This window comes from Pseudoroseomonas cervicalis (assembly GCF_030818485.1).
GTDB classification, from domain to species: domain Bacteria; phylum Pseudomonadota; class Alphaproteobacteria; order Acetobacterales; family Acetobacteraceae; genus Pseudoroseomonas; species Pseudoroseomonas cervicalis_A.
Genome location: NZ_JAUTAJ010000004.1, coordinates 2,289,707 through 2,314,830, shown reverse-complemented (window position 1 = coordinate 2,314,830; position 25,124 = coordinate 2,289,707). Strand labels below are relative to the sequence as shown.

Sequence of the window (25,124 nt, the reverse complement as noted above, 5' to 3'; positions counted from 1 at the left end):
AGTGGTCCGTCTGTCATGCCACGAAGCCGCGTCCGGCCCGATGGGCCGCGCTGCTGTCTGGTGCAGAGAAGGATGGAGAGCTTTGCCGGAGGAATGGTGGGCGCGACAGGGATTGAACCTGTGACCTTCCCCGTGTCAGGGGGACGCTCTCCCGCTGAGCTACGCGCCCGCCGGCAGGGCCGGGTCTTTAGCCCGGAGGGCGGGGGTGGGCAAGAGGGGTTTCGCCGCCGCCGCAAAAATCCTGTCGCCGCCCCGCGGCCTCCCGCATGCTGGGGCCCCCTGCGCGTGACAGCGGCGTTGCGCTGTGGCTTGATGGCGACGGATCATGGATCTTCCGATGCCGCTCCTCGCCGGGCAATCCGCGCCCGGCCCCTTCGAGCTGTCGCGCCCGGACCGGCAGCGCGCACCGCTGGTGCTGGCCTCGCCGCATTCCGGCCGCCACTACCCGCCCGCCTTCCTGGCCGAATCGCGGCTCGACTCGCATGCGGTGCGCCGTTCCGAGGACAGTTTCGTTGAGGAGCTGTGGGGCGCCGCCCCCGGCCTCGGCATCCCGCTGCTGGCGGCGAATTTCCCGCGTGTCTATTGCGACGCCAATCGCGAGCCCTGGGAGCTGGACCCGACCATGTTCGACGGGCCGCTGCCGGCCTGGGTGAACAGCGCCAGCCCGCGGGTCGGCGCCGGGCTCGGCACCATCGCGCGCGTGGTGGCCAATGGCGAGCCGGTCTATCGCCGCCGCCTGCCCTTCCGCGAGGCGGAGGAGCGCATCCAGCATTGCTGGCAGCCCTATCACGCGGCGCTCGCCGGGCTGATCGCCGAGACGCGCGAGGCCTTCGGCTGCTGCCTGCTGATCGATTGCCATTCCATGCCGGCGCATCCCGGCCATGGCGCCAACGCGCCCGACATGGTGCTGGGCGATGCGCATGGCACCGCCTGCCATGGCCGCGCGGTGCGGCGGGTGGAGGAGCAGCTCTGGGCCATGGGCTACCGGGTGCGGCGCAACGACCCCTATGCCGGCGGCTATGTCACCCGCCATTACGGCCGGCCGCGCGAATCGGTGCATGTGCTGCAGATCGAGATCGCCCGCGGCCTCTACATGGATGAGGCGGCGATCGAGCGGGCGCCCGGCATGGCGCGGCTGCGGCAGGATCTGACCACGCTGCTGGACGGCCTGGTCGAGGCCGACTGGTCCTTCCTGCGCGTCTGAATCTTGTTGTCGGTGGGGCGGCCCGCGGTCGCGCTTCGGCCGCGCCCTGGCGCGCGGGCAAAAAAAAGGCGGTGCCGAAGCACCGCCGAGTTTAGGGAGGAAACGTCCAAGAAAGACAGCGACACAGCGAACTGTGTGCTGCGAGAGGAAAGATAGGTCAGGGGTCGTTCGTATGCAAGCAGTTTTTCGCGGTGCAGCAGAAAATTTGCCTGCATTTTCAGCGGAACCCCATGCGATGAACGCATGACCCGAGCGGAGTTTGCGCCCGGTCGGGTTAAAATGCCGCGAAAAACGGCAGAGGCCGGGCCCCTTGCGGAACCCGGCCCCGCTCGCGGCGCCTGAACCGGCCCAGGGACCGGCCCTGGGGCCGGCCCCGCGGCCTCACTCGGCCAGCGCATCCTCGGCATCGACCACGCCGGCGACGGCATGCACCACGGCGGCGATGCGCACCGCGGCCTGCACCTGCTCGCTGGTCAGGCCGCCATGCTTCACCACCTTCTCATGGCTCTCCATGCACATGCCGCAGCCATTGATGGCGGAGACGGCGAGCGACCACAGCTCGAAATCCACCTTCTCGACGCCCGGCTTGGCCATGACGTTCATGCGCAGCTTGGCCGGCAGGCCGGGATAGTCGCCGCCCACCAGATGGGTGAAGCGGTAATAGACATTGTTCATGCCCATGATCGCGGCGGCGGCCTTGGCGGCCAGCAGCGCCTCGGCCGAGAGCTGGGCGCCGAACTCGGCGATCAGCGCCTTGGTCACCACGGCGTTGCGGCTGGCGATGGCGCTGGCGACGAAGGTGCCGGCGCGCTGCTGCTCGGTCAGCACCGGCTCGGTGGCCAGGCTGCCCAGGTTCAGCTTCAGGTCGCGGGCATAGTCGGGCAGGCGGGCGCGCAGGGCTTCGAGCGACATGCGAAGGATACCTCCGGTCTGGCGTGAAACGGGCGATGCAGGGACGTGACGTAAGGTGGGCGGAGCCGGCACCAGGCCGGTTCGGCGCACCGCCGCGCGGGGCCCCCGCGCGGGGGCGGCGCGGCCGGGGAGGGGGCGGCGCGGGGCCGCCCCCGCCGGATCAGGCAGCCTTGAACAGCTGGTCCGGGTTCAGCGTGTCGCCGCCCTTGTTCCAGTTGCAGGGGCAGAGCTCGTCCGTCTGCAGCGCGTCGAGCACGCGGATCACTTCCTGCGGGTTGCGGCCGACATTCAGGCCGTTCACCGAGGCCCACTGGATGGTGCCCTCGGGGTCGACGATGAAGGTGGCGCGCAGCGCGACGCCGGCCTGCTTGTCGAGGATGCCGAGCGCGCTCGACAGCTCGCGCTTCACATCCGCCAGCATGGCGAAGGGCAGGTCGCGGATGTCGTTGTTGTGCACGCGCCAGTTCAGGTGCACGAACTCGCTGTCCGTGGAGGCGCCGTAGACCACCGCGTCACGGTCGGCGAACTCGTTGTTCAGCTTGCCGAAAGCCGCGATCTCGGTCGGGCAGATGAAGGTGAAATCCTTCGGCCAGAAGAAGACGATCTTCCACTTGCCGGCATCCGACTCGTTCGAGATCTCCACGAAGGACTTGCCGGGGCCCTCCAGGCCCTCCGGGCCGCCCTTCACGGCGGTCAGGTTGAAGGCGGGAAACTTGTCACCAACCGTCAGCATCTGTGGATACCCCCTTACAAAACGATCCAGGGCACCGGGCCAGGGCGTTCCCGCCCTCCCCGTTGCATGCCGCTTTATGTATGGTGCAACGCACACATGCCAATGAATAGTTTTCGACGAAATCATCGGTCCGCTCGATGACTCCGCTCCCCACCCCCCAGCAGCTGCGCTATCTGGTGGCGCTGGCCGACCATGGCCATTTCGGCCGGGCGGCGCTCTCCTGCGCCGTCACGCAATCCACCCTCTCGGCCGGCATCATCGCGCTGGAGCGGCAGCTCGACGCCGCCATCCTGGAGCGCGGCCCGGCCAAGCGCCCGGTCTTCACCCCGCTCGGCCTGCAGCTGGTGGAGCGCGCCCGCCAGGCGCTCTCGGCGCTGGCCGCGGTGGCGGAGACGGCGGCGGCGGCGCGCGACCCCTTCTCCGGCCCGCTGCGGCTCGGTGTCATCCCGACCATCGGCCCCTTCCTGCTGCCGCGGCTGATGCCGGCGCTGCGCCGCGCCTTCCCGCGCCTGCAGCTCTGGCTGCGCGAGGACCTGACCGACCGGCTGGCCGATGACCTCTCGGCCGGGCGACTCGACCTGCTGCTGCTGGCCCTGCCGGCCGCCCTGCCGGAGGCCGAGACGCTGCGCGTGGCCGAGGACCCCTTCTTCGCCGCGCTGCCGGAGGGCCACCGCCTGGCGGATGAACCGGCCGTGCCGGTCGCGGCGCTGGGCAGCGAGCGGCTGCTGCTGCTGGAGGATGGCCATTGCCTGCGCGACCACACCCTGGCCGCCTGCGGGCTGCACGCCACGGTCAGCCAGGACAGCTTCGCCGCGACCAGCCTGCACACGCTGGTGCAGATGGTGGCCGGCGGCCTGGGCGTGACGCTGCTGCCGCGGCTGGCGGTGGAGGGGGGCGTGCTGGCCGGCGCCTCGGTGCTGCTGAAGCCGCTGGACACGCCGCAGACCCGGGGATTGGGCCTGGCCTGGCGCGCCCATTCCCCGCGCGCCGCCGAGTTCCGCAGCCTCGCCCCCGCCCTGTCCGATTCTCTTTCCTGTCAGGCTGCCGCCGTCTCCTTGTGAGGCCGTACTCTTTTTCGGGCTGCCGCCGTCTCCCGGTGAGGTGGGCTTCTGCGGATAGGCGGACCGTGAAGCGCGAGGTGGGGCGAAGCGCGAGGTGGGGCGCATCGCGGGCCGCCGCCACGCTCTTTTCGCCCCTGGGCGACGGCGTTCCTGCCGAGTGCAGCGCCTCCCGTCACGGCCCTGACCGGCAGCTGACAGAAAGCCGGCAGCGGACAGAAAAGATTGACGGGGAGGGGGGTGGGCCGTATACGCGCCCGCTCGAAGAGGGTGCCGAGATGAAGATCCGTAACAGCCTGAAGAGCGCCAAGACGCGCGACAAGAACTGCGTGGTGGTGCGCCGCCGCGGCCGTCTGTACGTGCTGAACAAGAAGAACCCCCGCATGAAGGCCCGCCAGGGCTGACATCGGGCGCGGCCGGCCATCGGGGCGGCCGCAGCGGTTCTTCCGCTCCAAAACGACGCCATGGCCCTGCCACGGCGTCGTTTTTGCGTGCGCTTGCGGTGGCGGCGGGCGGGCTTCATTCTCCGGGCAAAAGGGGAAGCGGAGCATGATCGAGCTGCCACAGCCGAAAGCCGCCGTGCTGGCGCGGCGGGCGGAGATCCTGGCGGCGCTCGGCCGCATCCTGCCGGATTCGGCGCGCGGCCCGGGCGTGATCGGCGATCCGGTGCGGCTGCGCGCCTATGAGACGGATGGGCTGTCCGCCTATCGCCAGCCGCCGCTGGCCGTCGCCCTGCCGGAGACGACGGAGCAGGTGGCGGCGCTGCTGCGCTACTGCCATGCCGAGGGCATCCGCATCATTCCGCGCGGCGCCGGCACCAGCCTCTCGGGCGGCGCGCTGCCGCTCGAGGATGGCATCGTCATCGGGCTGATGCGCATGAACCGCATCCTGGAGGTCGATTACGCCGACCGCCTGGCGGTGGTGCAGGCGGGGGTGACCAATCTCGGCATCACCCAGGCGGTGGCGGCGGATGGCTTCTTCTACGCGCCCGACCCGTCCAGCCAGCTCGCCTGCATGATCGGCGGCAATGTCATGATGAATTCGGGCGGCGCGCATTGCCTGAAATACGGGGTCACCGCCAACAACCTGCTCGGCGTCACCTTCGTGACGGTGGAGGGGGAGGTGTTGCGCCTCGGCGGCGGGCATCTCGATTCGGCCGGCTATGACTGGCTCGGGCTGATCACCGGCAGCGAGGGGCAGCTTGGCATCGTCACCGAGGTGACGGTGCGCATCCTGCGCGCGGCGGAAGGGGCGCGGGCGATGCTCGCCGCCTATCCGAGCAACGAGGTGGCGGGCGAGGTGGTGGACGCCATCATCGCCAGCGGCATCATTCCGGTGGCGCTGGAATTCATGGACCGCCCGGCGATCCATGCCTGCGAGGCGTTTGCGAAGGCCGGCTACCCGCTGGAGGCCGAGGCGCTGCTGATCATCGAGGTCGAGGGCAACACCGAGGAACAGGATGCCCTCCTGGAAAAACTGAAAGAAATCTGCGGGCGGTTCGGGCCGATCTCGCTCAGGGTGGCGGAGACGGCGGAGGAGAGCCTGGCCATCTGGAAGGGCCGCAAGGGCGCCTTCGGCGCGATCGGCCGCATCAGCCCCGATTACCTCTGCATGGACGGCACCATCCCGACCGGCGAGCTGCCGCGCGTGCTGCGGCGGATGCAGGAGATGTCGGAGGCGTATGGGCTGAAGGTCGCCAACATCTTCCATGCCGGCGACGGCAATCTGCACCCGCTGATCATGTTCGATGCCAACGACCCGGAGAGCTTCCGAAAGGCCGAGGCCTTCGGCGCCGACATCCTGAAGCTCTGCGTCGAGGTGGGCGGCTGCCTGACCGGCGAGCATGGCGTGGGTGTCGAGAAGCGCGACCTGATGCCGGTGCAGTTCACCGCGACCGAGCTGGCGCAGCAGCGCGCCATCAAATCGGCCTTCGACCCGCAATGGCTGCTGAACCCGGCCAAGGTCTTCCCGCTGGAGGGCAATCCGGTGCTGGCCACGCCGGGGCGCGCGGCATGAGCGCGGCGCTCGACCTGGCGGAGGCGCCGGCCACCGAGGCGGGCGTGGTGGAGGCGGTGCGCGCCGCCCGCGCGGCGGGGCAGGCCCTGGCGGTCAGTGGCCTGGGCGGCCGGGCCGCCAGCCTGCGCCCGGTGGTCGCGCCGCGGCGTCTTTCCACCCGCGCGCTCACCGGCATCACCCTGTACCGGCCGCAGGAGATGGTGCTCTCCGCCCGCGCCGGCACGACCCTGCCGGAGATCGAGGCGGCGCTGGCAGAACACCGCCAGATGATCCCGGCCGAGCCGCCGGATTATGCCGCGCTGTTCGGGGTGGCGACGCCGCCGACTTTGGGCGGGCTGGTCGCCGCCAATCTGTCCGGCCCGCGCCGCATCTATGTCGGCGGCGCGCTGCGCGCGACCAGGTGCTGGGCGTGCGCGCGGTGACCGGCCATGCCGAGCTGATCCGCTCCGGCGGGCGGGTGCACAAGAACGTCACGGGGCTCGACCTGTGCAAGCTGCTGGCCGGCAGCCATGGCACGCTGGCGGTGCTGACCGAGATCACCCTGAAGCTGACCCCGCGCCCCGAGGCCAGCCTGACGCTGGCCCTGCCGGTGGCGGACATCGCCGCCGGGGTGGCGGCGCTCTCGGCCGGGCTCGGCAGCCCCTATGGCGTCTCCGGCGCGGCGCTGCTGCCGGAGGGCGATGCGCAGGCGGGCCTGTCCGGCCCCACCGCCCTGCTGCGCCTCGAGGATTTTTCTCAGTTTCTGCCGCGGCGGGCGGCGGCGCTGGCGGCGCTGCTGGCGCTCCATGGCGTGGCGGCGCGCATCGAGGAGGACGCGCCGCTCTGGCAGTCGGTGCGGGAGGCGCGCGCGCTCGGCGCCGCGCCGGGGGAGGCGGTGTGGCGCCTCTCGCTGCGGCCGAGCGCCGCGCCGGCGGCGGTGGCGGCGCTGCGCGCGGCCTTCCCGGCGAAGCTGCTGCTGGATTGGGGCGGCGGGCTGGTCTGGGTGGCGGGCCCGGCGAATGAGGCCGCGCATCGCGCGGTGATGGCGGCGGCGGCGCCCTCGGGCGGCAGCTTCACCCTGTTCCGCGCGCCGGATTCGCTGCGCGGCGCGGTGCCGGTTCTGCCGGAGGAGCCGGCGGCGCTCGCCGCCATCGGGGCGCGGGTGAAGGCGGCGCTGGACCCGGACTTCCTGTTCAACCCCGGGCGGCTGCGCGGCTGAGCGCGCGCCGCCGGGGCGGTGGTCAGCGCCCGGCGGGGCGCGGCGGCAGGCTGGGGCGCGGCACTTGCAGCAGGGTCGCCAGCCGCGCCTGCTCGGCGGCGCCGCCGGGCTGGGCAACCGGGCTGGCGCTGGTCAGGGGGGCCGTGGCGGGCAGATTGGTTATCAACATTCCGTGTCTCCTCGCTGCGCCTTATGACATTTTCGCGATCCCTAGGATACAGCTGTTTTTCTTAAGGATTCGAAAAGACCGGCGACGCCGGCGCTTGCCCGGCCCCGCCCTTCGGCCCACCCTGGCGGCAGAGGAAACGGACCCGCCATGCAGACCCATTTCACCGCGGCGCAGCTGGAAGATGCCGATCTCAGCGCCTCCAACACCATCCTGCGGACCTGCGTGCATTGCGGCTTCTGCACCGCCACCTGCCCCACCTTCGTGCTGCTGGGCGATGAGCTCGACAGCCCGCGCGGCCGCATCTACCTGATCAAGGACATGCTGGAGAGCGGCCAGCCCGCCACCGAATCGGTGGTGAAGCATGTCGATCGCTGCCTCTCCTGCCTGTCCTGCATGACCACCTGCCCCTCGGGCGTGCACTACATGCACCTGGTCGACCATGCGCGGCGCTATATCGAGGAAACCTACACCCGCCCCTGGCCCGAGCGCGCGCTGCGCCGCCTGCTGGGCGCGACATTGCCGCATCCGCGCCGCTTCCGCGCCGCGCTGGCGCTGGCCCGGCTGGGCCGGCCGCTGCGCGGGCTGATCCCCGGCCGCGGCACCAGCGCGACCAGGCTGCGCGCCATGCTCGACCTGGCGCCGGCCAGCCTGCCGCCGGCCCGTCCGCTGCCGCCGCGCATCCACCCGGCCGATGGCGCGCGGCGCGGCCGCGTCGCGCTGATGACCGGCTGCGCCCAGCAGGTGCTCGCCCCCTCGATCAACGAGGCCAGCATCCGCCTGCTCACCCGCCTCGGGCTGGAGGTGGTGGTGGCCGAGGGCCAGGGCTGCTGCGGCGCGCTGAACCACCATATGGGCCAGCATGACCCGGCCATGGCGCTCGCCCGCGCCAACATCGCCGCCTGGATGCGCGAGATCGAGGGCGAGGGTCTGGACGCCATCGTCGTCAACGCCTCGGGCTGCGGCACCACGGTGAAGGATTACGGCTTCATGTTCCGCGCCGAGGCGGAGCCCTGGGCCTCCCGCGCCGCCGCGGTGGCGGGGCGGGCGCGCGACATCTCAGAGGTGCTGCTGCAATATGGCTACGCGCCCAGCCGCGCGGCGCCGGGGCTGACCGTCGCCTACCACGCCGCCTGCTCGCTGCAGCATGGGCAGAAGATCACGGCCGCGCCGAAGCAGCTGCTGCAGAAGGCCGGCTTCACCGTGAAGGAGCCGGTCGAGTCGCATCTCTGCTGCGGCTCCGCCGGCACCTACAACCTGATGCAGCCGGAGATCGCCGGGCAGCTGAAGGCGCGCAAGCTGGACAACCTGGCCCGCACCGGCGGGCAGGTGATCGCCAGCGGCAATATCGGCTGCCTCACCCAGCTCGGCGGCGGCGCGGTGCCGGCGGTGCACACGGTGGAGCTGCTGGACTGGATGGCCGGCGGGCCACGGCCGGATGGCGTGGCCTCGGCATGAAAAAGGCCGGGGGAAGGAATTCCCCCGGACCCCTATCTTCTTTCTGTCAGGGCCGGGCGCCGCTGGCGCCCGGCGGCTGCTCAGGCCGCCATCTTGCGGGCGGCGCCATCGCGCGCCAGCACCGACATCGCCTCGGCCACCAGGCTCGCCGCCTCCTCCGAGCCGGCCTCGAGGCAGCAGCGCTCGGCATGGCCCAGCAGGCGGAGAACCGCCGCGAGATCGCGCTGCGCCTGGTGGGTCCAGAGGACCGCGGCAATCGGGGTGTCCATGGTGAAAAGCCTGCCGTTGCGGATGCGGGCGCCGGATACACGTCCTGCGCCGCCAGGGCCAGACAAAAGCGCAACGAAGCTGTGCGAGGCCTGAATGGCAGGGCTGCCCCGTCCCGGTGCAACCCTGCCCGGGCAGGTCAGCTGGGCGGCAGATCCACCCGCAAGGGCCAGTGCATCTCCGCCGCCACGAAGGGCAGGCAGGAGGCGGCGGCAGCAGCATGCTCAGCCGCCTGCGCGGCGCCCATCCGGCGGCACTCGGCCTCGACATAGGACAGCATCAGCAGCAAGGCGTTTCGGTCCACCGTGGCAGGCAGGGGTGCCGAACCCGCGACGGAACGAGGCAGGGCTGAAGCCATGGCGTTTTCCCTATGTTATCCATGGAGTTATGGCCGAGCGATCGGGGCTTATTCGCTCTCAACTTTTTGTGAGTAGCACAAAATCCTTTACGGTTCAAGAACGATGGCAGGCTTGTGAAGCCCTGGCGCGGCCCCGCCCCAGATCCTAGGCTCGCCCTGCAATACGGAGCGAATCGCCCATGCGTGCCTGGCCCGGCCTGCCATCCCGCCCCTCCGCCCCCGACCGGGCGGTCCCGGCCCTGGCCGCGCGGGCGGGCCGCCGCGCCGGTTGCCGCGCGACCGCATCCTGAGCCCGCCGGCGCCGCCCCCTGCAATCCGGCCCGCATGGGCCATGGCGCGCGCCGGCCGTCTGTGATGCGATGCCCGAGGGAACCGATCCCATGGCGTCGCCACCGCCCCAATCTTCAGAAGGAGGACACCGTCAATGGCACGACTCGCCCTGGTCACCGGCGGGCAGCGCGGCATCGGCGCCGCCATCAGCGAACAGCTGCACAAGGCGGGCCGCAAGGTGGTCGCCTCCTATGCCGGCAATGACGCCGCCGCCGCCGCCTTCACCGAGCGCACCGGCATCCCGACCATCAAGTTCGACGTCTCCGACTTCGAGGCCTGCAAGGCCGCCGTGGCGAAGATCGAGGCCGAGCACGGCCCGATCGAGATCCTGGTGAACAATGCCGGCATCACCCGCGACGGCACCATGAAGCGCATGGACCGCACCATGTGGGACGAGGTGATCGACACCAATCTCGGCTCCTGCTTCAACCTGGCCAAGCTGGTCTGGGAGGGCATGACCGCCCGGAAGTTCGGCCGCATCGTCAATATCGGCTCGATCAACGGCCAGGCCGGCCAGTATGGCCAGGTGAACTACGCCGCCGCCAAATCCGGCATCCACGGCTTCACCAAGGCGCTCGCCCAGGAAGGCGCGCGCGCCGGCATCACCGTCAACGCCATCGCCCCCGGCTATGTCGATACCGAGATGGTGCGCGCGGTGCCGGAGGATGTGCTGCAGAAGATCGTGGCGCGCATCCCGCGCGGCAGGCTGGGCACGGCGGACGACATCGCCCGCGGCGTCTGCTTCCTGACCGCGGACGAGGCCGATTTCATCACCGGCTCGACCCTGTCGATCAATGGCGGCCAGCACATGTACTGAAGGGTCCGGCCCCGCCATGGCGGGGCCGCACCGGTTGCGGGGCTGAGGCCCGGCGGGGCGGGGCTCTCCCCGCCGCGCGGCTCAGCGCGCCGGGGCGGCGCCGTCGCCCACGGCGCGGTTGGCGATCCAGGACACGATGGCCACCACCAGCGCGCCCAGGAAGGCGGCGCCGAAGCTCGCCACCCGCATGCCCGGCATCAGCAGCGCGGTCAGCCCCAGCATGGCGGCGTTCACCACCAGGGTGAACAGGCCCAGCGTGACGATGTTCAGCGGCAGCGACAGCAGCATCACCACCGGCCGGATCAGCGCGTTGACGACGCCGAAGACGATGGCCGCGATGACCAGGTTGAAGGGGCCGCTGAAGCTGATGCCGCCCACCAGCATGGCGGCGCACCAGAAGGCGAAGGCGGTGATCGCGGTGCGGGCCAGGAATCCCATGATGGACCTCGTCTCTCTTGCGAAAGGGCAACGCCCTGGCTGCGGCGCGGTTGCCGGCGGGCAGGGCGGTGAGGCGCCGCCGCCCGGCCTCCGCCTCCCCCGGCGCCTGGCCGCGCTGAGAGGCCGGGCATCGCGCCGCCGCGGAGAATGGCCGGCGGCCGGGCGGCGAGGCGGAACCCCGCCGCGAGGGCCGGGTTCCCTTCCCAGGAGGACGCCCCGCCATGACCGGATCCCTGCCCCTGCCACCCAGCGCCATCGCCCCCTTCCCGGAGGCGGGGCATGACGAACCGGCGCGGGAGATCGCGCCGGACCTCGCCTATCGCCGCCTCGCCTTGGTCAATGTGGTGTTCTGCGGGGTGCGGGAGGCCGGCGACCGCAACTGGGTGCTGGTCGATGCCGGGCTGCACGGCACCGCCGGGCTGATCCGCCGCGCCGCCGCCGCGCGCTTCGGCGGCCATGCCCGCCCCGCCGCCATCCTGATGACGCATGGTCATTTCGACCATGTCGGCGCGCTGCAGGAGCTGGCGGCGGAATGGGACGCACCGGTCTATGCGCATCCGCTGGAACTGCCCTATCTGCGCGGCGAGGCCTCCTATCCCCCGGGCGATTCGATGGTGGGCGGTGGCGCCATGGCGGCGCTGGGGCGGCTCTATCCGCGCGGGCCGGTCGATGTCGGCAACCGGCTCTACGCCCTGCCGGAGGATGGAAGGGTGCCCGGCCTGCCCGGCTGGCGCTGGCTGCACACGCCGGGCCACAGCGCCGGCCATGTCGCCTTCTGGCGCGAAGCGGATGCCACGCTGATCGCCGGCGACGCCTTTGTCACCACCAAGCAGGAATCGGCCTATTCGGTGGCGGTGCAGAAGGCCGAGCTGCACGGGCCGCCGGCCTATTTCACCACCGACTGGGTGGCCGCCGGCGCCTCGGTCCGCCGCCTGGCGGAGCTGGAGCCGGAGCTGGTGGTGACCGGCCATGGCCAGGCCATGCATGGGCCGGAGATGCTCGCCGCGCTGCATGAGCTGGCCGAGCATTTCGAGGAGATCGCCGTGCCGCAGCGCGGCCGCTACCGCCGCCACCCGGCGCGGGCGGTGGATGGCTCGGCCTATCGCGCGCCCTGATTCCTCAGGCGGGGCGGCGCCAGAGGCCGCGCAGCAGCTCGGCCGGGCCCTGGTGCTTCGGGCCCTCATCCAGCAGCACCGTGCCGGCCAGGCACTCTTCCAGCTCCAGCCCGGCGAAGGCCACTTCCGCGGCTTCCCGTGTCCAGAGCAGGGCCGGCTCGCGCGGCCCGCCGCTGCGGCGGCCCTGCTGGGCAGGGGTGAAGCCCTCCAGCAGCAGCCTCCCGCCCGGGGCGAGCGCGTGGCAGGCGGCAGCCGCCACCACCGCCCGATCCGCGGGCGGCAGGTGCAGGAACACCCAGGCGATCAGATCGTAGCGCGCCTCGGGCCAGTCCCAGCGCGTCAGATCGGCGGTGACGGTCTCTAGCGCCACCCCCTCCGCCCGCGCCCAGTCGGCCGCGCGCGCCGTGCCGGCGGCGGACCAGTCCACGCTCGTCACCTGCAGCCCCAGCCGCGCCAGGAAGATTCCGTTGCGCCCCTCGCCATCGCCGAGGCTGAGCGCCCGCATGCCCGGCCGCAGCCGGGGGGCGAAGCTTTCCAGGTAGCGGTTGGGGGCGCGGCCGAACATCCAGGGCTGCTCGGCGTAGCGCCTGTCCCAGGCGAGGGAATCGCTCACGGATGCCAGCCCGGCGGCGCCAGGGTGAAGCCCGCGAAGTCGAAGGCGGGGGAGACGGTGCAGCCCACCAGCGTCCAGCCGCCGAGGCTCTTCGCCGCCTGCCATTCGCCCGGCGGCACCAGGCCGAAGGGTTCTTCGCCGGCGCCCAGATCGGGGCCGAGGCGGTGTTCCCGCACCGGCCCACCCTCGGCGGCGATGGAGAGCAGCAGGGGAGCGCCGGCATACCAGTGCCAGGCCTCCGCCGCGTCCACCCGGTGCCAGTGGCTGGCCTCGCCCGCGGCCAGCAGGAAGTAGATCGCCGTGCCGGCGCCGCGCGACCCATCCGCCGGCCGGTCGCGCCAGATCTCGCGGAAATGCCCGCCCTCGGGGTGAGGGGCCAGGCCGAGGGCGGCGATGACCGCCGCCGCCGGCAGGGAGGGGTCGCGCAGATCCATCAGGCGGCGGGCGGCGCGGTGCGGGCGATGGCCGGGGCGGCGGCGACGCCCTCATACCAGGCGGCCAGCTTCGGATGCGTCTCGCGCCAGGGCTCATGCGCGAAGCGGAAATCGAGATAGCCGAGCGCGCAGGCCACCGAGATGGCGCCGATATCCGACAGGCCCTGCGGCGGGCTGGCTTCCAGCGTGGCCAGGCCGCGGTCCACGGCGGCCTTCTGGCGGGCGGAGAAGGCCTTGCGCCCGTCATCCTGCGGCAGGGTGTCGCTCATGCGGCGGGCCACGGCGGCGTCCATCATGCCATCGGCCAGCGCCTGCATCACCAGGGCGGCGATGCGCTTCGGCCCGGCGGTCGGGAAGAGCGGCGCGGCATTGCCCAGCCCGTCCAGATATTCGCAGATCACCGGGCTGTCGAAGATGGCGACGCCCTCATCGGTCAGCAGGGCCGGCACCTTGCTGAGCGGGTTGGCGCCCAGCAGCGCTTCGGGGCTGGCATGGGCGTTGGTCGCCAGCAGCTCCACCCGGCCTTCCAGCCCGCGCAGGATGATGCAGGCCATGACCTTGCGGACGAAGGGGGAGGAGGGCGAGTGGAACAGCTTCATCGGGACGTTGTCCTGGTTGTCTGAACGCGGGGTCCGGGGTGGCCGCGCCACCCCGGTGGTGGGGTGTGGGGAGGCAAAGCCTCCCCACAGGAATCAGCCGCGGAAATTGTCCTTGCCCGCGCGGATGCGCCCCAGCTCGGCGGCGGTGGGCGCGCGCAGGAAGGGGTTGGTCGCCTTCTCCCGCCCCAGCGTGACCGGCAGGGTGGGCTGGCCGGCGGCGCGGGCGGCCTGCACCTCGGCGGCGCGTTCGCGCAGCGCGGCATTGTCGGGCTCCACCGTCAGGGCGAAGCGGGCATTGCTCTCGGTGTATTCATGGCCGCAGCAGACCAGCGTCTCATCCGGCAGCGGCTTCAGCAGGGAGAGGGCGCGGAACATGTCCTCGGCCGTGCCTTCCAGCAGCCGGCCGCAGCCCAGCGAGAACAGCGTGTCGCCGCAGAGCAGCACGGCGCCCTCGGGGAAGTGGAAGGCGACATGGCCGATGGTGTGGCCGGGGCTGTCGATCACCGTGCCGGTGGTGGCGCCGATCGCCACCGTGTCGCCGGGGGCGATGGCCTGGTCCAGCTTGGGCAGGCGGTGGGCGTCGGTGGCGGCGCCGATCACCCGGGCGCCGAAGCGGGCGCGTACCTCCTCCACCCCGTCGACATGGTCCGGATGGTGGTGGGTCAGCAGGATGATGTCGCAGCGGCCGCCGGCGGCCTCCAGCGCCTCGATCACCGGCTTCGCCTCGCCGGGGTCGCAGATGGCCACGGTGCCGGTGGCCTGGTCACGCAGCATCCAGGCGTAATTGTCGGACAGGCAGGGCACGGCCTGGACGGTGACAGCCATGGCGGCATCTCCTCGGATCTCTGGGGGAAGCGGGGCTTCCGGCGTGGCGCCATGGTTGGAGCGGTCCGCCAGGCTTCGCAAGGGGCCGGCGGCGGATCGCTTTCCGCCCGCCGCGCCCCAGCCAAGGCGTGCCATGCCGGTCCGGACGCCCTATATCCAGGGACATGAAGGCTGAGGTCCACGCGGACAACCATGGTCACCGGGATTTCTACGCCTCGCCGCTCGGCCTGGTCGCCGCGCGCCTGCTGCGGGAGCGGCTGGCGCGGTTGTGGCCGGACCTGACCGGGCGGGAGGTGCTGGGCCTCGGCCATGCCGCGCCCTATCTGCGGCTGTGGCGCGACCAGGCCAGCCGCATCCTGGCCGCCAGCCTGCCGGAGACCGACACGGTGCCCTGGCCGCCGGGCGCCGCCTCGCTGACCGCGCGGGTCGAGGATGCGGCGCTGCCCTTCCCCGATCTCAGCTTCGACCGCGTGCTGCTGGTGCATGGGCTGGAGGGGGCGGAGAATGACCGCCGCGCGCTGCGCGAGGTGTGGCGCGTGCTGAAGGATGATGGCCGGGTGCTGATCGTGGCGCCGAACCGCCGCGGGCTTTGGGCACACCGGGACAGCACGCCCTTCGGCCAGGGGCGGCCCTATTCCACCGGCCAGCTCTCCCGCCTGCTGGAGCGCAACATGTTCACCGCCGAGCGGCGCGACACGGCGCTGTTCACGCCCCCCTTCCAGGCGCGGCTGCTGCTGCGCGCCGCCGGGCTGTGGGAAGGGGCGGGGCGCAGCCTGGCGCCGCGCTTCGCCGGGCTGGTGCTGGTGGAGGCCCGCAAGAGCATGTACGGCGTGCTGCCGGCGCATGGCGCCTCGATCCGCCCCGGGCGGCGGGTGCTGGTGCCCGAGGGGGTCTGGGCCGCTCGCGAGGAGGCGATGCGGCGCGACTCGGCGCCGCACCTATAGTCCGGCCCAAGGCCGGCACCGGTCCGGCCGTCTGGGAGGACCCAACATGTTCCAGATCGCCACCCCGCCGCGGCGGGCCGTGCTTGGCGGCATGCTGGCCGGCGGGCTGCTCGCCGGCAGCGGCACCCCTGTTCTGGCCCAGCGCGATTACGGGCCGGGGGCGCCGCCGCTGCGCTACCCCGACCCCGACGTGCTGGTGCTGAACCCGCGCCGCTTCCGCGCCAAGCTCGGCAATGCCGCGATCCGCCGGGTGCATACCGGCATGGGCTGGGCCGAGGGGCCGGCCTGGCACGCCACCGGCCGCTTCCTGATCTTCTCCGACATCCCGAACGATGAATGCCTGCGGCTGATCGAGGAGGACCGGCATGTCGCCCGCCGCTTCCGCAGCCCCTCCGGCTTCGCCAATGGCAACACCTTCGACCGCGAGGGACGGCAGATCGCCATGCGGCACCGCCACCGCGACGTGGTGCGCTACGAGCCGAATGGCGATGTCACCATCCTGGCCGCGCGCGGGCCGGATGGGGAGTTCAACGCCCCCAATGACGGCGTGGTGCATCCGGGCGATGGCAGCATCTGGTTCACCGACCCCGGCTATGGCGCGCTGATGGATTATGAGGGCCAGCGGCACGAGACCGGCAGCCCGCGCCCCTTCATCAAGGAAGCCGTCTACCGCATCGACGCGCAATCGGGCGCGGTGACCAAGGTGGCGGACCAGCCCTTCAAGCCGAACGGCCTGTGCTTCAGCCCGGACTACCGCATCCTCTATGTCGCCGACACCGGCAGCAGCCACTACCCCGAGGCGCGCAATGTCGTCTGGGCCTTCGACGTGGACGGCGCCAGCCTGCGCAACCCGCGGGTCTTCGTCGACATGGCGCTGGACGGCAAATCCGGCCTGGCGGACGGCATACGCTGCGACACCGAGGGCAATCTCTGGTCCTCCGCCGGCTGGGTGGGAGAGGGGTATGACGGGGTGCATGTCTTCGCCCCCGATGGCGAGCGCATCGGCCAGATCCGCCTTCCCGAAATCTGCAGCAATCTCTGCTTCGGCGGCACGCGGCGGAACGTGCTGTTCATGACGGCGAGCCAGTCGCTGTACATGCTGCCGGTGGAGGCGCGCGGGGCGCATTTCTGTTAGTAAGAATCTTCTTTTTCTGAAGAAAAAGAAGCAAAAAGACTTTCTGTCAGTTTGGCGTCCCGCCTCAGGCCATTCGCGGGACGCCAACTGACAAAAGTTTTTTGGTTCTTTTTTTCAAAAAAGAACGCTCTGCTGCGCTTCTCTCGAATCGCCGCAACCCCCGGATGGCGGCCCGGCTGCCGCCCGGGCGAGGCTCCCCCCACCAAGAGGAGAGCCCTGCATGTCCCGCTTCCGCTGCACCCCCATCCCCAGCGCCACCGCCGCGCGCTGGCGCGCCACCGGCCTCGACGATCGCGGCCAGAAGCTGCATCGCCGCGTGGTGGACGGCCCGGGCTTTCCCTGCCGGCACTGTCTGCAACTCGGCGAGATGGGGGAGGAGATGCTGCTCGGCAGCTACGACCTGCCGCAGCCGCAGGGCGTCTACTGGACGCCGAGTCCGATCTTCCTGCATGCGCGGGATTGCGCGGCCTATGCGGCGGAGGACGAGATCGCGCCGATCGTGCTGGCGAACGCCATCGTCTCCGTCCGCTCCTATGACGAAGCGGCGCTGTGCCTCTACGATCTGGGCGGCATCGCCGAAGGGCCCGCGGTGGCCCCCCTGCTGCAGCGGGCGCTGGACGATCCGCGCACCCGCCACATCAACATCCACACCGCGCGCCCCGGCTGCCTGCTGACGGCGGTGGAAAAACTGCCCCACTGAAGGCGGAGTCCGGGGGGACCCTGTCCCCCCGGCCTTTACTTTCTCAGGCGGCCTCGAGGCACATGGCGACACCCATGCCGCCGCCGATGCACAGCGTGGCCAGGCCCTTCTTCGCGCCGCGCGCCTTCATCCCGTAGAGCAGGGTGGTCAGCACACGGGCGCCCGAGGCGCCGATCGGGTGGCCCAGGGCGATGGCGCCGCCATGCACGTTCACCTTGGAGGTGTCCCAGCCCATCTCCTTGTTCACCGCGCAGGCCTGGGCGGCGAAGGCCTCATTGGCCTCGATCAGGTCGAGGTCCTGGATGTTCCAGCCGGCCTTCTGCAGTGCCTTGCGGCTGGCCGGGATCGGGCCGGTGCCCATGATCGAGGGATCGACGCCGGCGGTGGCCCAGGAGGCGATGCGCGCCAGCGGCGTCAGGCCGCGCCTGGCGGCCTCGGCCGCGGTCATCACCACGATGGCGGCGGCGCCGTCATTCAGGCCCGAGGCATTGCCGGCGGTGACCGAACCATCCTTGGCGAAGGCCGGGCGCAGCTTGGCCAGCACCTCCAGCGTGGTCTCGGGCTTCGGGTATTCGTCGGCGTCGACCACCGTGTCGCCCTTGCGGCCCTTGACGGTGATGGGCGCGATCTCGTCCTTGAAGGCGCCGGACTTCATCGCCTCGCCCGCCTTGCGCTGGGAGTTGTAGGCGAACTCGTCCTGCTGCTCGCGGGTGATCTGGAACTTCTGGGCGACGTTCTCGGCGGTGTTGCCCATGTGGTAGCCGTTGAAGGCGTCCCACAGCCCGTCGCGGATCATGGTGTCGACCATCTGGAAGTCGCCCATCTTCACGCCGGCGCGCAGCTGCGCGCAATGCGGCGCCTGGGTCATGCTCTCCTGCCCGCCGGCGACGACGATGGCGGCATCGCCGGTGGCGATCTGCTGGGCGGCCAGCGCCACGGCGCGCAGGCCGGAGCCGCAGAGCTGGTTGATGCCGAAGGCTGTGCGCTCGACCGGGATGCCGGCATGCACCGAGGCCTGGCGGGCCGGGTTCTGCCCGGCGCCCGCGGTCAGGATCTGGCCGAGGATGACCTCGTCCACCTCGCTGGCCTGGATACCGGCGCGGGACAGGGCAGCCTGGATGGCGGCGGCGCCCAGCGCATGCGCCGGCAGCGACGCGAAGGCGCCGTTGAAGGCGCCGACAGGGGTGCGCGCGGCGGCGGCGATGACGATGTCGGTCATGGCTGGGTGACTCCCTCCTGGTGTTTGGCGGCCCTGCCGATCCGGGCTCCGGGTCGGCCTGCCGGGGGCGGCGGGCGCCGGGCGGGGCAGGGCCGCTGCGGCGTGGCCGCGGCTGGGCGTAATGTGCGCCGCAAAACGGGACCGCTACAAGGGGCCAAGCCATTCCCGCAGCGGTTGCCAGAGCACCGTCTCGGCCCGGCTGCCGGCGGCCATGCCGATATGCCCGGCCGGCACGCGGCGGATATGGGCAGCCGGCAGCAGCGCCGCCAGCGCCGCGGCCGAATCCGGCGGCACGATGCGGTCGGCCTGCGGGATGGCGACGAAGCTGGGCAGCCGCAGCGCCGCCGGGTCCACCACCGCGCCGGCGACACGCCAGCGCAGCCGCGCCGTCTCGTTCCGCCCGTACCAGCCGCCCAGCGCCTCCCGCGCCACCGGCGCGGCGAGCGGGATGCCATCGTTCAGCCAATCCTCCAGCGCCACGAACATGCAGGCGCGCGGGCTGTCTGGCTCCATGGCGGCGAAGGCGCGGAACTTGGCGGCGATGCCCCAGGGGTCGAGGCCGGCGAACAGCGTCTGGATGACATCGACCGGCAGCGCGCCCTGGGCCTGCAGCAGCGGCTCCAGCCCGGGCAGCAGGGCCGACAGCGCCAGGGCGCGCTCCCGCGTGGCGGCATCGCCGGCATGGAAATCCCAGGGGGTCGCCAGCAGGGCCAGGCCGCGCAGCCGCTCCGGCCGGCGCAGCGCCGCGGCCAGCGCCAGCAGCCCGCCCATGCAGTAGCCGACCAGCGCCAGCTTCCCCAGCGGGGCCAGCGCCGGCGCGGCGATGGCGCGTTCCAGCCGCCCCGCGATGTAGTCGGTCAGGGTGAAGCCGCGCTCGGCCTCCTCCGGCCAGCCCCAGTCCAGCAGCAGGACGCGGCAGCCCTGGCCGGCCAGCCAGCGCAGCAGGGAATGGCCGGGCATCAGGTCCAGCACCTCGGCCCGGTTGACCAGGGAGGGCACGACCAGCACCGGCGGGCCCTCGCCGCCGTAATCCAGCAGGCGGCTGTCGCCCTCCTGCCACAGCACCGGGGGAGGCGGCATCTCGCGGCGATAGGGGTGGCGGCGATAGGCGGCGAGGCCGGCGATCAGCGCCCGGTCCTGCCGCGCCAGGCGGCGCAGCACGGCGGCGCGGAAGCGCTCAGGATCGTGGCCGCCTTCCGCGAGGGCGTGGCTGATCCGCTGCAGCTCCGCCCGGCCCGGATTCGAGATCGGCCAGGCGTCGCTCCAGCTCGGCGAGCCGGGCGAGAAGGGCATCGCGCTGCCCGCCGGGCCCAGGCTCAGCGCCGCCCCCATACCGCGCAGCAGCGCCAGGTTCAGGTGCAGCGGCAGCGGGCGCGGGCCGCGGCGGCGGGGCAGGGTCATGCGGCGGCGCCCCCGCGGGAGAGGAAGAGGGCGGAGAGGGGGAAGGCGGGGAGGCGGGGGGCGCGGCGAAGCCCGGCCAGGCGGCGAAGGGCGCCGGGCCGAGGCCGGTGGGAGGCAAGCCGGGGGGAAAGCCAGGGGGAAAGCCGGGCGGCGGGAAGGGCGGCGCGAAGCCGCGGCCCGGCGGCGGCGTGCTGGCGGCGCGCAGCCAGGCGGCGCCCAGCGCGGCCCAGCTGGACCATGCCTCGGCCAGCTCGCGATCGGCCGCCCATGCACTGATCTCGCTCTGCCACAGCGTGATCCAATCCTCTGCCAGCTGGTCCAGCCCCTGCGGGCCCTGGCCCGGCGCATCGCCCGGCCCGGCGCCCTGCGGCGGCTCCTTCTCGCGCCCTGCCATGCCCTGTCCCGTGTGCGTCCCTTCTGCTGCACCGCGGCGCGGCAGGGCCGGAACATAGCGCCCCGGGCGCGCCAAGGAAGGGCGCGCGAAGCTGTTCGCACTGCATCATGACGCATGCTAGCGTCGTCGCGACCACGAAACGCGGGATGGGAGGGACCAGTGGCAGAACAGGCAAAACAGCAGCCCCCGGCCGAAGAGCAGGGCAAGCCCACGGTCGTCATCAAGAAATACGCCAACCGGCGGCTCTACAACACCGAGGCCTCCTCCTACGTCACGCTGGAGGATCTGGCGCGCATGGTGCGCGAGGGGCGGGATTTCGTCGTCTATGACGCCAAATCGGGCGACGACATCACCCGTGGCGTGCTGACCCAGATCATCGTCGAGGAGGAGGCGAAGGGCCGCAACCTGCTGCCCACGCCCTTCCTGCGCCAGCTGATCGGCTTCTATGGCGACAGCCTGCAGTCCCTGGTGCCGCGCTATCTGGAGGCCACCATGGGCAGCTTCGCCCGCCAGCAGGAGCAGATGCGCGCCTCCGTCGAGCAGGCGATGGGCGGCTTCAACCCGCTGGCCGGGCTGGAGGAGGTGGGCAAGCAGAACATGGCGATGATGGAGCGCGCCATGTCGCTGTTCAGCCCCTTCGGCCCGAAGGCCGGCGGCACGGCGCAGCCCTCGGCCGAGGACAGCGCCGAGGTGGCCGAGCTGAAGGCCGAGCTGCGCCAGCTGCGCCAGCAGCTGGCCGAGCTGCAGCGCCAGAAGGGCTGAGCCGGAGCGGGCCCCGCGCCGCCACCCTGCCCGGTGGCGCGGGCCCGTCCGGCTCCCTGTCTTGACGCGACCGTGATGCATTCGAGGCGCAACAGCCCGTCGATCACGGAGTTGTTAAGTTTGCGATAGCGAATGGCGATAAACTGCAAAGTCTGTAATACTATTTAGGGTTGAACCACCAACCAACTGGCAGGGCAGAGCATGGCTGACAGCGACGTCGATCGCGTTCCCTCCGGGGACGAGTCGGATGACTCCTCCACCCAACGCGCGCGTCAGGCGGACCGGCATGTCGGCATGCGCATCCGCGAGCGGAGGCTGATGCTCGGCCTGTCGCAGCAGCAGCTGGCCAGCATGATCGGGGTGACCTACCAGCAGGCGCATAAGTACGAGCGCGGGCTGAACCGCATCTCGGCCGGCCGGCTGTTCGAGATCGCCACCGTCCTGGCGGTCCCCGTCTCCTGGTTCTTCGAGGGGCTGGACGAGGATGGCAGCACCCAGCCGCTCGGCGTGCGGCAGCGCATGTGCCTGGAACTGGCGCGCAATTTCGCCCTGATCGACAATGAGCGGCACCAGGAGGCGCTGAGCCAGATGGCCCGGGCGCTCGCCGCCCAGTCCCAGGGCCGCCCGCTGGACTGAGCCGCGCGGCGCCGGCGACGCCGCGGCTTCGTTGCGATTGCGGCGCAAGCGCGCCGGGCGCGGCGGGGCCGGGCGGCATCGCCAATGGACAGGCCCGCGCCGCCTTGCGAGGCTCGGGCCATGCCACAGACCGTCCCGAACCGCCTGGCCGTGATCGCCGATGTGCATGGCAATGCCGATGCGCTTGCCGCGGTGCTGGCCGATATCGATGCCCTGGGCATCGCCACCATCCTGAACCTGGGCGACCATGTCAGCGGCCCGCTGGCGGCCGCCGAATCGGCCGCGCTGCTGATGGCGCGGCCCGGCATGCTCTGCCTGCGCGGCAATCACGACCGCTGGGTGGCGGAGCTGGCGCCGGAGGCCATGGGCAGTTCCGACCGCGCGGCGCATGAGCAGCTCTCCCCGGCGCAGCGCGACTGGCTGCGCGGCCTGCCGGCCACCGCCCGGCTGGGCGAGGAGGTCTTCCTCTGCCATGGCACGCCGCAGAGCGACCTGACCTACTGGATGGAGGAGGTGCAGCCGGATGGCCGCACCGGCCGCCGCCGCCTGGCCGGGATCGAGGCGGAGGCGGCGGGGCTCGACCTGCCGCTGCTGCTCTGCGCGCACAGCCACACGCCGCGCGCGCTGCGCCTGTCGGGCGGGCGGCTGCTGGTCAATCCGGGCAGTGTCGGCTGCCCCGGCTATGTCGATGACGACCCGCCGCATGTCATGCAGTCCGGCCTGCCGGATGCCTGCTACGCCGTGCTGGAGCGGGGGCAGGGCGGCTGGCGGGCGAGCTTCCGCCACATCCCCTATGACACCGCCCGCATGGTGGGGCTGGCGCGCGCCGCCGGCCGCGCCGAATGGGCGGCGGCGCTGGAGACCGGCTGGATCGACCGCGAGGGCTGAGCCGGCCAGGGCTTTTCGCGCCCCGTCCCGGCGCGGAAACCCGGCCGCCTCGCGGGTCCCGGGCAGGCGGGGAAAGCCGGCGCCTGGCGGCCCTGCATTGGCACGGGAACCGGGGCCTCGTGGCCCCCGGCGAACAGGAAAAACCCCCGGGCCTCGCGGGCCCCGGTGGACGGAAAAAACCCCGGGGCCTTGCGGCCCCGGTGGACAGAAAAACCCCGGGGCCTTGCGGCCCCGATGGACAGAAAAACCCCGGGGCCTTGTGGCCCCGGGGCGGGTCGGTCGTCGCCCCGCCTCAGCGCGGCAGGGTGGCGGGCGGCTGGGCCGGCTGGGGCGCGCGCTCCTGCGCCGGGTAGCTGCGCGGATAGGTGATCTGGTCCGCCGGGCCGGGGGCGCGGATCGGCCCGGGCCGGCCGCAACCGGCCAGCGCCAGCGCCGACAGCGCCAGGATCGTGGCGAGGCAGGCGCGGCTCATGCCAGGCGCTCCCGCCACTCGGCCGCCATGCGGCGCACATTCACCGGCGCCGTGCCGCCATAGGAGGTGCGCGAGGCGACCGAGGCCTCGACGCTCAGCACCTGGAAGACGCCATTGTGGATGCGCGGCTCCTCCGCCTGCATCTCGTCCAACGACAGGCCGGAGAGGTCGACGCCGCGCGCCTCGGCCTTGGCCACCAGCCGGCCGGTGACGTGGTGCGCGTCGCGGAAGGGCAGGCGCAGCTCGCGCACCAGCCAGTCGGCGAGATCCGTCGCGGTGGAGAAGCCGGCGCCGGCGGCCTCGCGCAGCCGGGTCACGTCGGGCTTCAGGTCGCGCACCATGCCGGCGGTGGCGGCCAGGCAGAGGGCGAGGGTCTCGGCGGCGTCGAAGATGCCTTCCTTGTCCTCCTGCATGTCCTTGCCATAGGTCAGCGGCAGGCCCTTCATCACCGTCAGCAGCCCGACCAGATGGCCGGAGATGCGGCCGATCTTGGCGCGCACCAGCTCGGCCGCGTCCGGGTTGCGCTTCTGCGGCATGATCGAGGAGCCGGTGGTGTAGGCGTCCGACAGCGCGACGAAGCCGAAATACGGGTTGGTCCAGATCACGATCTCCTCCGCGAAGCGGGAGAGATGCATGGCGCAGATCGAGGCCGCCGAGAGGAATTCCAGCGCGAAATCGCGGCTGGCCACGGCGTCCAGGCTGTTGCGCATCGGCTGGTCGAAGCCGAGTGCCGCCGCCGTCATGTGCCGGTCGATGTTGAAGCCGGTGCCGCACAGCGCGGCGGCGCCGAGCGGGCTCTGGTTCATCCGCGCGCGGCAATCGCCGAGGCGGGAGCGGTCGCGCCCCAGCATCTCGACATAGGCGAGCAGGTGGTGGCCCAGCGTGGTGGGCTGCGCCGGCTGCAGATGGGTGAAGCCGGGCATGACGGTCGCCGCGTGCTCATCGGCGCGCTCGACGAGCGCCTGCATCAGGTCGGCCAGCTGGCCGTCCAGCCCGTCGATCGCGTCGCGCACCCAGAGGCGGACATCGAGCGCCACCTGGTCGTTGCGGCTGCGCGCGGTGTGCAGGCGCTTGCCGGCCTCGCCGATGCGCTCGGTCAGCCGCGCCTCGATGTTCATGTGGATGTCCTCCAGCGCGGTGCTGAAGGCGAACTGGCCGGCCTCGATCTCGCCGGCGATGGCGTTCAGCCCCTCGCGGATGGCGGCCTCGTCATCGGCGGAGATGATCCCCACATGCCGCAGCATGGCCGCATGGGCGAGGCTGCCACGGATATCCTGGCGCCACATCTTGCGGTCGAAACCGATGGAGGCATTGATCTCCTCCATGATCGCCGAGGGTCCGGCGCTGTAGCGCCCGCCCCACTGCTGGTTGCCCTGGCTGCGTTGCTGACTGGACCCACTGGAACTGGACAAGGAAGGATCTGCCTCGTGTTGCTCGGACGCCGCTCCCTGCTCTCGCTCTTCGCGGCGGGGGCGACCCTAACCACGCTGCTTCCGGCACGGCAAGGGATTGCAGCGGAGGGGCTCGGCAAGCTGGACCGTTCGGCGCCCCGGCCGCCGCCGGAATTCAGCTTCACCGATGCCGAGGGGGCCACGAAGACGCTGGCCGATTTTCGCGGCCGGCCGCTGCTGATCAATTTCTGGGCCACCTGGTGCCCGCCCTGCGTGGCCGAGATGCCGGCGCTGGACCGCACCCAGGCGGCGCTGGCGCGGGAGGGCTGGGCGGTGCTGGCGCTGTCCTCCGACCGCGGCGGCGCGGCGCAGGTGCGCGGCTTCTACGAGCGGACCGGGGTGCGGGAGCTGGCCGTGCTGCTGGACCCGCGCGGCGCCGCCGCCCGCGCCTTCGGCGCCCGTGGCCTGCCGACCAGCGTGGTGATCAACCGCCAGGGCCAGGAGGTGGCGCGGCTGGAGGGTGCCGCCGAATGGGACCAGCCGGCCTTCCTGCAGGCGCTGCGCGGCCTGGCCGGGGAGGAGACGGGCGCCACCTGACAGGGCGCTCAGGGATTGAGACGCCCGGCGATGGAGCTGGAGCG

Annotated in this window: 30 protein-coding genes and 1 tRNA gene; 16 read left to right on the top strand and 15 right to left on the bottom strand. The window is 72.0% G+C overall.

Going from position 1 to position 25,124, the window contains the following annotated elements:
• Positions 1-94: 94 nt before the first annotated feature.
• A tRNA-Val gene (locus QE401_RS14760) sits at positions 95-169 on the bottom strand.
• A 168-nt stretch (positions 170-337) separates the two neighbouring features.
• Between QE401_RS14760 and QE401_RS14755 the strand changes: the two genes are divergently transcribed.
• Positions 338-1,204: an N-formylglutamate amidohydrolase gene (locus QE401_RS14755; RefSeq protein ID WP_307138926.1), complete on the top strand. Its 867-nt coding sequence runs from the start codon at positions 338-340 to the stop codon at positions 1,202-1,204.
• A gap of 381 nt (positions 1,205-1,585) precedes the next feature.
• Here the strand turns inward: QE401_RS14755 and ahpD are convergent, their stop codons facing one another.
• On the bottom strand, positions 1,586-2,116 hold the full coding sequence (gene ahpD / locus QE401_RS14750; RefSeq protein ID WP_307138925.1) for an alkylhydroperoxidase, AhpD family: 531 nt from the start codon (positions 2,114-2,116) through the stop codon (positions 1,586-1,588).
• Between the two features lie 160 nt (positions 2,117-2,276).
• Complete coding sequence (locus QE401_RS14745; protein WP_307138924.1) at positions 2,277-2,849, bottom strand: peroxiredoxin; 573 nt, start codon at positions 2,847-2,849, stop codon at positions 2,277-2,279.
• Positions 2,850-2,986: 137 nt separating this feature from the next.
• On the opposite strand from QE401_RS14745, the gene QE401_RS14740 reads away from it, so the two are divergent.
• The 5 genes from QE401_RS14740 to QE401_RS14720 all read left to right on the top strand — a co-directional run bounded on the left by QE401_RS14740 (position 2,987) and on the right by QE401_RS14720 (position 7,121).
• Positions 2,987-3,910 (top strand): hydrogen peroxide-inducible genes activator, encoded by a 924-nt coding sequence (locus QE401_RS14740; protein ID WP_307138923.1) that lies wholly within the window; start codon positions 2,987-2,989, stop codon positions 3,908-3,910.
• Positions 3,911-4,185: 275 nt separating this feature from the next.
• Positions 4,186-4,311 carry a type B 50S ribosomal protein L36 gene (gene ykgO / locus QE401_RS14735; protein ID WP_007003646.1) on the top strand — a complete coding sequence of 42 codons (126 nt, stop codon included), beginning with the start codon at positions 4,186-4,188 and terminating at the stop codon, positions 4,309-4,311.
• Between the two features lie 145 nt (positions 4,312-4,456).
• Positions 4,457-5,923, top strand: a complete 1,467-nt coding sequence (locus QE401_RS14730; protein ID WP_307138922.1) for an FAD-linked oxidase C-terminal domain-containing protein — start codon at positions 4,457-4,459, stop codon at positions 5,921-5,923.
• Entirely contained in the window at positions 5,920-6,345 is a 426-nt protein-coding gene (locus QE401_RS14725) for an FAD-binding protein (RefSeq protein ID WP_307138921.1), read from the top strand. Before QE401_RS14730 ends, QE401_RS14725 begins: the two co-directional genes overlap by 4 nt.
• On the top strand, positions 6,333-7,121 hold the full coding sequence (locus QE401_RS14720) for a hypothetical protein (RefSeq protein ID WP_307138920.1): 789 nt from the start codon (positions 6,333-6,335) through the stop codon (positions 7,119-7,121). Before QE401_RS14725 ends, QE401_RS14720 begins: the two co-directional genes overlap by 13 nt.
• Before the next feature lie 22 nt (positions 7,122-7,143).
• Here QE401_RS14720 and QE401_RS14715 read toward each other — a convergent pair whose 3' ends face one another.
• Entirely contained in the window at positions 7,144-7,290 is a 147-nt protein-coding gene (locus tag QE401_RS14715) for a hypothetical protein (protein WP_307138919.1), read from the bottom strand.
• Between the two features lie 147 nt (positions 7,291-7,437).
• On the opposite strand from QE401_RS14715, the gene glcF reads away from it, so the two are divergent.
• On the top strand, positions 7,438-8,745 hold the full coding sequence (gene glcF / locus QE401_RS14710) for a glycolate oxidase subunit GlcF (protein ID WP_307138918.1): 1,308 nt from the start codon (positions 7,438-7,440) through the stop codon (positions 8,743-8,745).
• A gap of 80 nt (positions 8,746-8,825) precedes the next feature.
• Here glcF and QE401_RS14705 read toward each other — a convergent pair whose 3' ends face one another.
• Positions 8,826-9,014 (bottom strand): soj family protein, encoded by a 189-nt coding sequence (locus QE401_RS14705; RefSeq protein ID WP_307138917.1) that lies wholly within the window; start codon positions 9,012-9,014, stop codon positions 8,826-8,828.
• Between the two features lie 137 nt (positions 9,015-9,151).
• On the bottom strand, positions 9,152-9,301 hold the full coding sequence (locus tag QE401_RS14700; RefSeq protein ID WP_307138916.1) for a hypothetical protein: 150 nt from the start codon (positions 9,299-9,301) through the stop codon (positions 9,152-9,154).
• A gap of 493 nt (positions 9,302-9,794) precedes the next feature.
• Between QE401_RS14700 and phbB the strand changes: the two genes are divergently transcribed.
• Positions 9,795-10,517 (top strand): acetoacetyl-CoA reductase, encoded by a 723-nt coding sequence (gene phbB / locus QE401_RS14695; protein WP_307138915.1) that lies wholly within the window; start codon positions 9,795-9,797, stop codon positions 10,515-10,517.
• 81 nt (positions 10,518-10,598) lie between these two features.
• Here the strand turns inward: phbB and QE401_RS14690 are convergent, their stop codons facing one another.
• Positions 10,599-10,955, bottom strand: a complete 357-nt coding sequence (locus QE401_RS14690; RefSeq protein WP_307138914.1) for a phage holin family protein — start codon at positions 10,953-10,955, stop codon at positions 10,599-10,601.
• Between the two features lie 221 nt (positions 10,956-11,176).
• Between QE401_RS14690 and QE401_RS14685 the strand changes: the two genes are divergently transcribed.
• A complete protein-coding gene (locus QE401_RS14685; RefSeq protein WP_307138913.1) occupies positions 11,177-12,070 on the top strand; it encodes an MBL fold metallo-hydrolase in 894 nt (297 codons plus the stop codon).
• Between the two features lie 4 nt (positions 12,071-12,074).
• On the opposite strand, the gene QE401_RS14680 is transcribed toward QE401_RS14685, so the two are convergent.
• The 4 genes from QE401_RS14680 to gloB form a co-directional block, all read right to left on the bottom strand.
• On the bottom strand, positions 12,075-12,683 hold the full coding sequence (locus QE401_RS14680) for an SAM-dependent methyltransferase (RefSeq protein ID WP_307138912.1): 609 nt from the start codon (positions 12,681-12,683) through the stop codon (positions 12,075-12,077).
• The gene (locus tag QE401_RS14675) at positions 12,680-13,117 is read right to left on the bottom strand and encodes a cupin domain-containing protein (protein ID WP_307138911.1); all 438 of its coding nucleotides are present in this window, start codon (positions 13,115-13,117) and stop codon (positions 12,680-12,682) included. The genes QE401_RS14680 and QE401_RS14675 overlap by 4 nt, the downstream gene beginning before the upstream one ends.
• Entirely contained in the window at positions 13,117-13,716 is a 600-nt protein-coding gene (locus tag QE401_RS14670) for a glutathione S-transferase N-terminal domain-containing protein (RefSeq protein WP_307138910.1), read from the bottom strand. The genes QE401_RS14675 and QE401_RS14670 overlap by 1 nt, the downstream gene beginning before the upstream one ends.
• Positions 13,717-13,809: 93 nt before the next feature.
• A complete protein-coding gene (gene gloB / locus QE401_RS14665) occupies positions 13,810-14,541 on the bottom strand; it encodes a hydroxyacylglutathione hydrolase (protein WP_307138909.1) in 732 nt (243 codons plus the stop codon).
• Between the two features lie 164 nt (positions 14,542-14,705).
• Here gloB and QE401_RS14660 point away from each other — a divergent pair, with 164 nt between their 5' ends.
• The 3 genes from QE401_RS14660 to QE401_RS14650 all read left to right on the top strand — a co-directional run bounded on the left by QE401_RS14660 (position 14,706) and on the right by QE401_RS14650 (position 17,320).
• Positions 14,706-15,485: a methyltransferase domain-containing protein gene (locus tag QE401_RS14660; RefSeq protein WP_307138908.1), complete on the top strand. Its 780-nt coding sequence runs from the start codon at positions 14,706-14,708 to the stop codon at positions 15,483-15,485.
• 46 nt (positions 15,486-15,531) lie between these two features.
• On the top strand, positions 15,532-16,620 hold the full coding sequence (locus tag QE401_RS14655; RefSeq protein ID WP_307138907.1) for an SMP-30/gluconolactonase/LRE family protein: 1,089 nt from the start codon (positions 15,532-15,534) through the stop codon (positions 16,618-16,620).
• A 220-nt stretch (positions 16,621-16,840) separates the two neighbouring features.
• On the top strand, positions 16,841-17,320 hold the full coding sequence (locus tag QE401_RS14650) for a DUF1203 domain-containing protein (RefSeq protein WP_307138906.1): 480 nt from the start codon (positions 16,841-16,843) through the stop codon (positions 17,318-17,320).
• A gap of 43 nt (positions 17,321-17,363) precedes the next feature.
• Here the strand turns inward: QE401_RS14650 and QE401_RS14645 are convergent, their stop codons facing one another.
• The gene (locus tag QE401_RS14645) at positions 17,364-18,539 is read right to left on the bottom strand and encodes an acetyl-CoA C-acetyltransferase (RefSeq protein WP_307138905.1); all 1,176 of its coding nucleotides are present in this window, start codon (positions 18,537-18,539) and stop codon (positions 17,364-17,366) included.
• A 144-nt stretch (positions 18,540-18,683) separates the two neighbouring features.
• Positions 18,684-19,940: an alpha/beta fold hydrolase gene (locus QE401_RS14640; RefSeq protein WP_307138904.1), complete on the bottom strand. Its 1,257-nt coding sequence runs from the start codon at positions 19,938-19,940 to the stop codon at positions 18,684-18,686.
• Between the two features lie 553 nt (positions 19,941-20,493).
• Between QE401_RS14640 and phaR the strand changes: the two genes are divergently transcribed.
• The 3 genes from phaR to QE401_RS14625 all read left to right on the top strand — a co-directional run bounded on the left by phaR (position 20,494) and on the right by QE401_RS14625 (position 22,620).
• Positions 20,494-21,096, top strand: coding sequence for a polyhydroxyalkanoate synthesis repressor PhaR (gene phaR, locus QE401_RS14635; RefSeq protein WP_307138903.1), 603 nt, complete (start codon positions 20,494-20,496; stop codon positions 21,094-21,096).
• Between the two features lie 201 nt (positions 21,097-21,297).
• Positions 21,298-21,732, top strand: a complete 435-nt coding sequence (locus tag QE401_RS14630; RefSeq protein ID WP_373461446.1) for a helix-turn-helix domain-containing protein — start codon at positions 21,298-21,300, stop codon at positions 21,730-21,732.
• A gap of 120 nt (positions 21,733-21,852) precedes the next feature.
• Positions 21,853-22,620, top strand: a complete 768-nt coding sequence (locus QE401_RS14625) for a metallophosphoesterase family protein (protein WP_307138902.1) — start codon at positions 21,853-21,855, stop codon at positions 22,618-22,620.
• A gap of 292 nt (positions 22,621-22,912) precedes the next feature.
• Here QE401_RS14625 and QE401_RS14620 read toward each other — a convergent pair whose 3' ends face one another.
• Entirely contained in the window at positions 22,913-23,092 is a 180-nt protein-coding gene (locus QE401_RS14620; RefSeq protein WP_307138901.1) for a hypothetical protein, read from the bottom strand.
• Complete coding sequence (argH, locus tag QE401_RS14615; protein WP_307140252.1) at positions 23,089-24,417, bottom strand: argininosuccinate lyase; 1,329 nt, start codon at positions 24,415-24,417, stop codon at positions 23,089-23,091. The genes QE401_RS14620 and argH overlap by 4 nt, the downstream gene beginning before the upstream one ends.
• 102 nt (positions 24,418-24,519) lie before the next feature.
• Here argH and QE401_RS14610 point away from each other — a divergent pair, with 102 nt between their 5' ends.
• Positions 24,520-25,080 (top strand): TlpA family protein disulfide reductase, encoded by a 561-nt coding sequence (locus QE401_RS14610; RefSeq protein WP_307138900.1) that lies wholly within the window; start codon positions 24,520-24,522, stop codon positions 25,078-25,080.
• Positions 25,081-25,124: the final 44 nt, after the last annotated feature.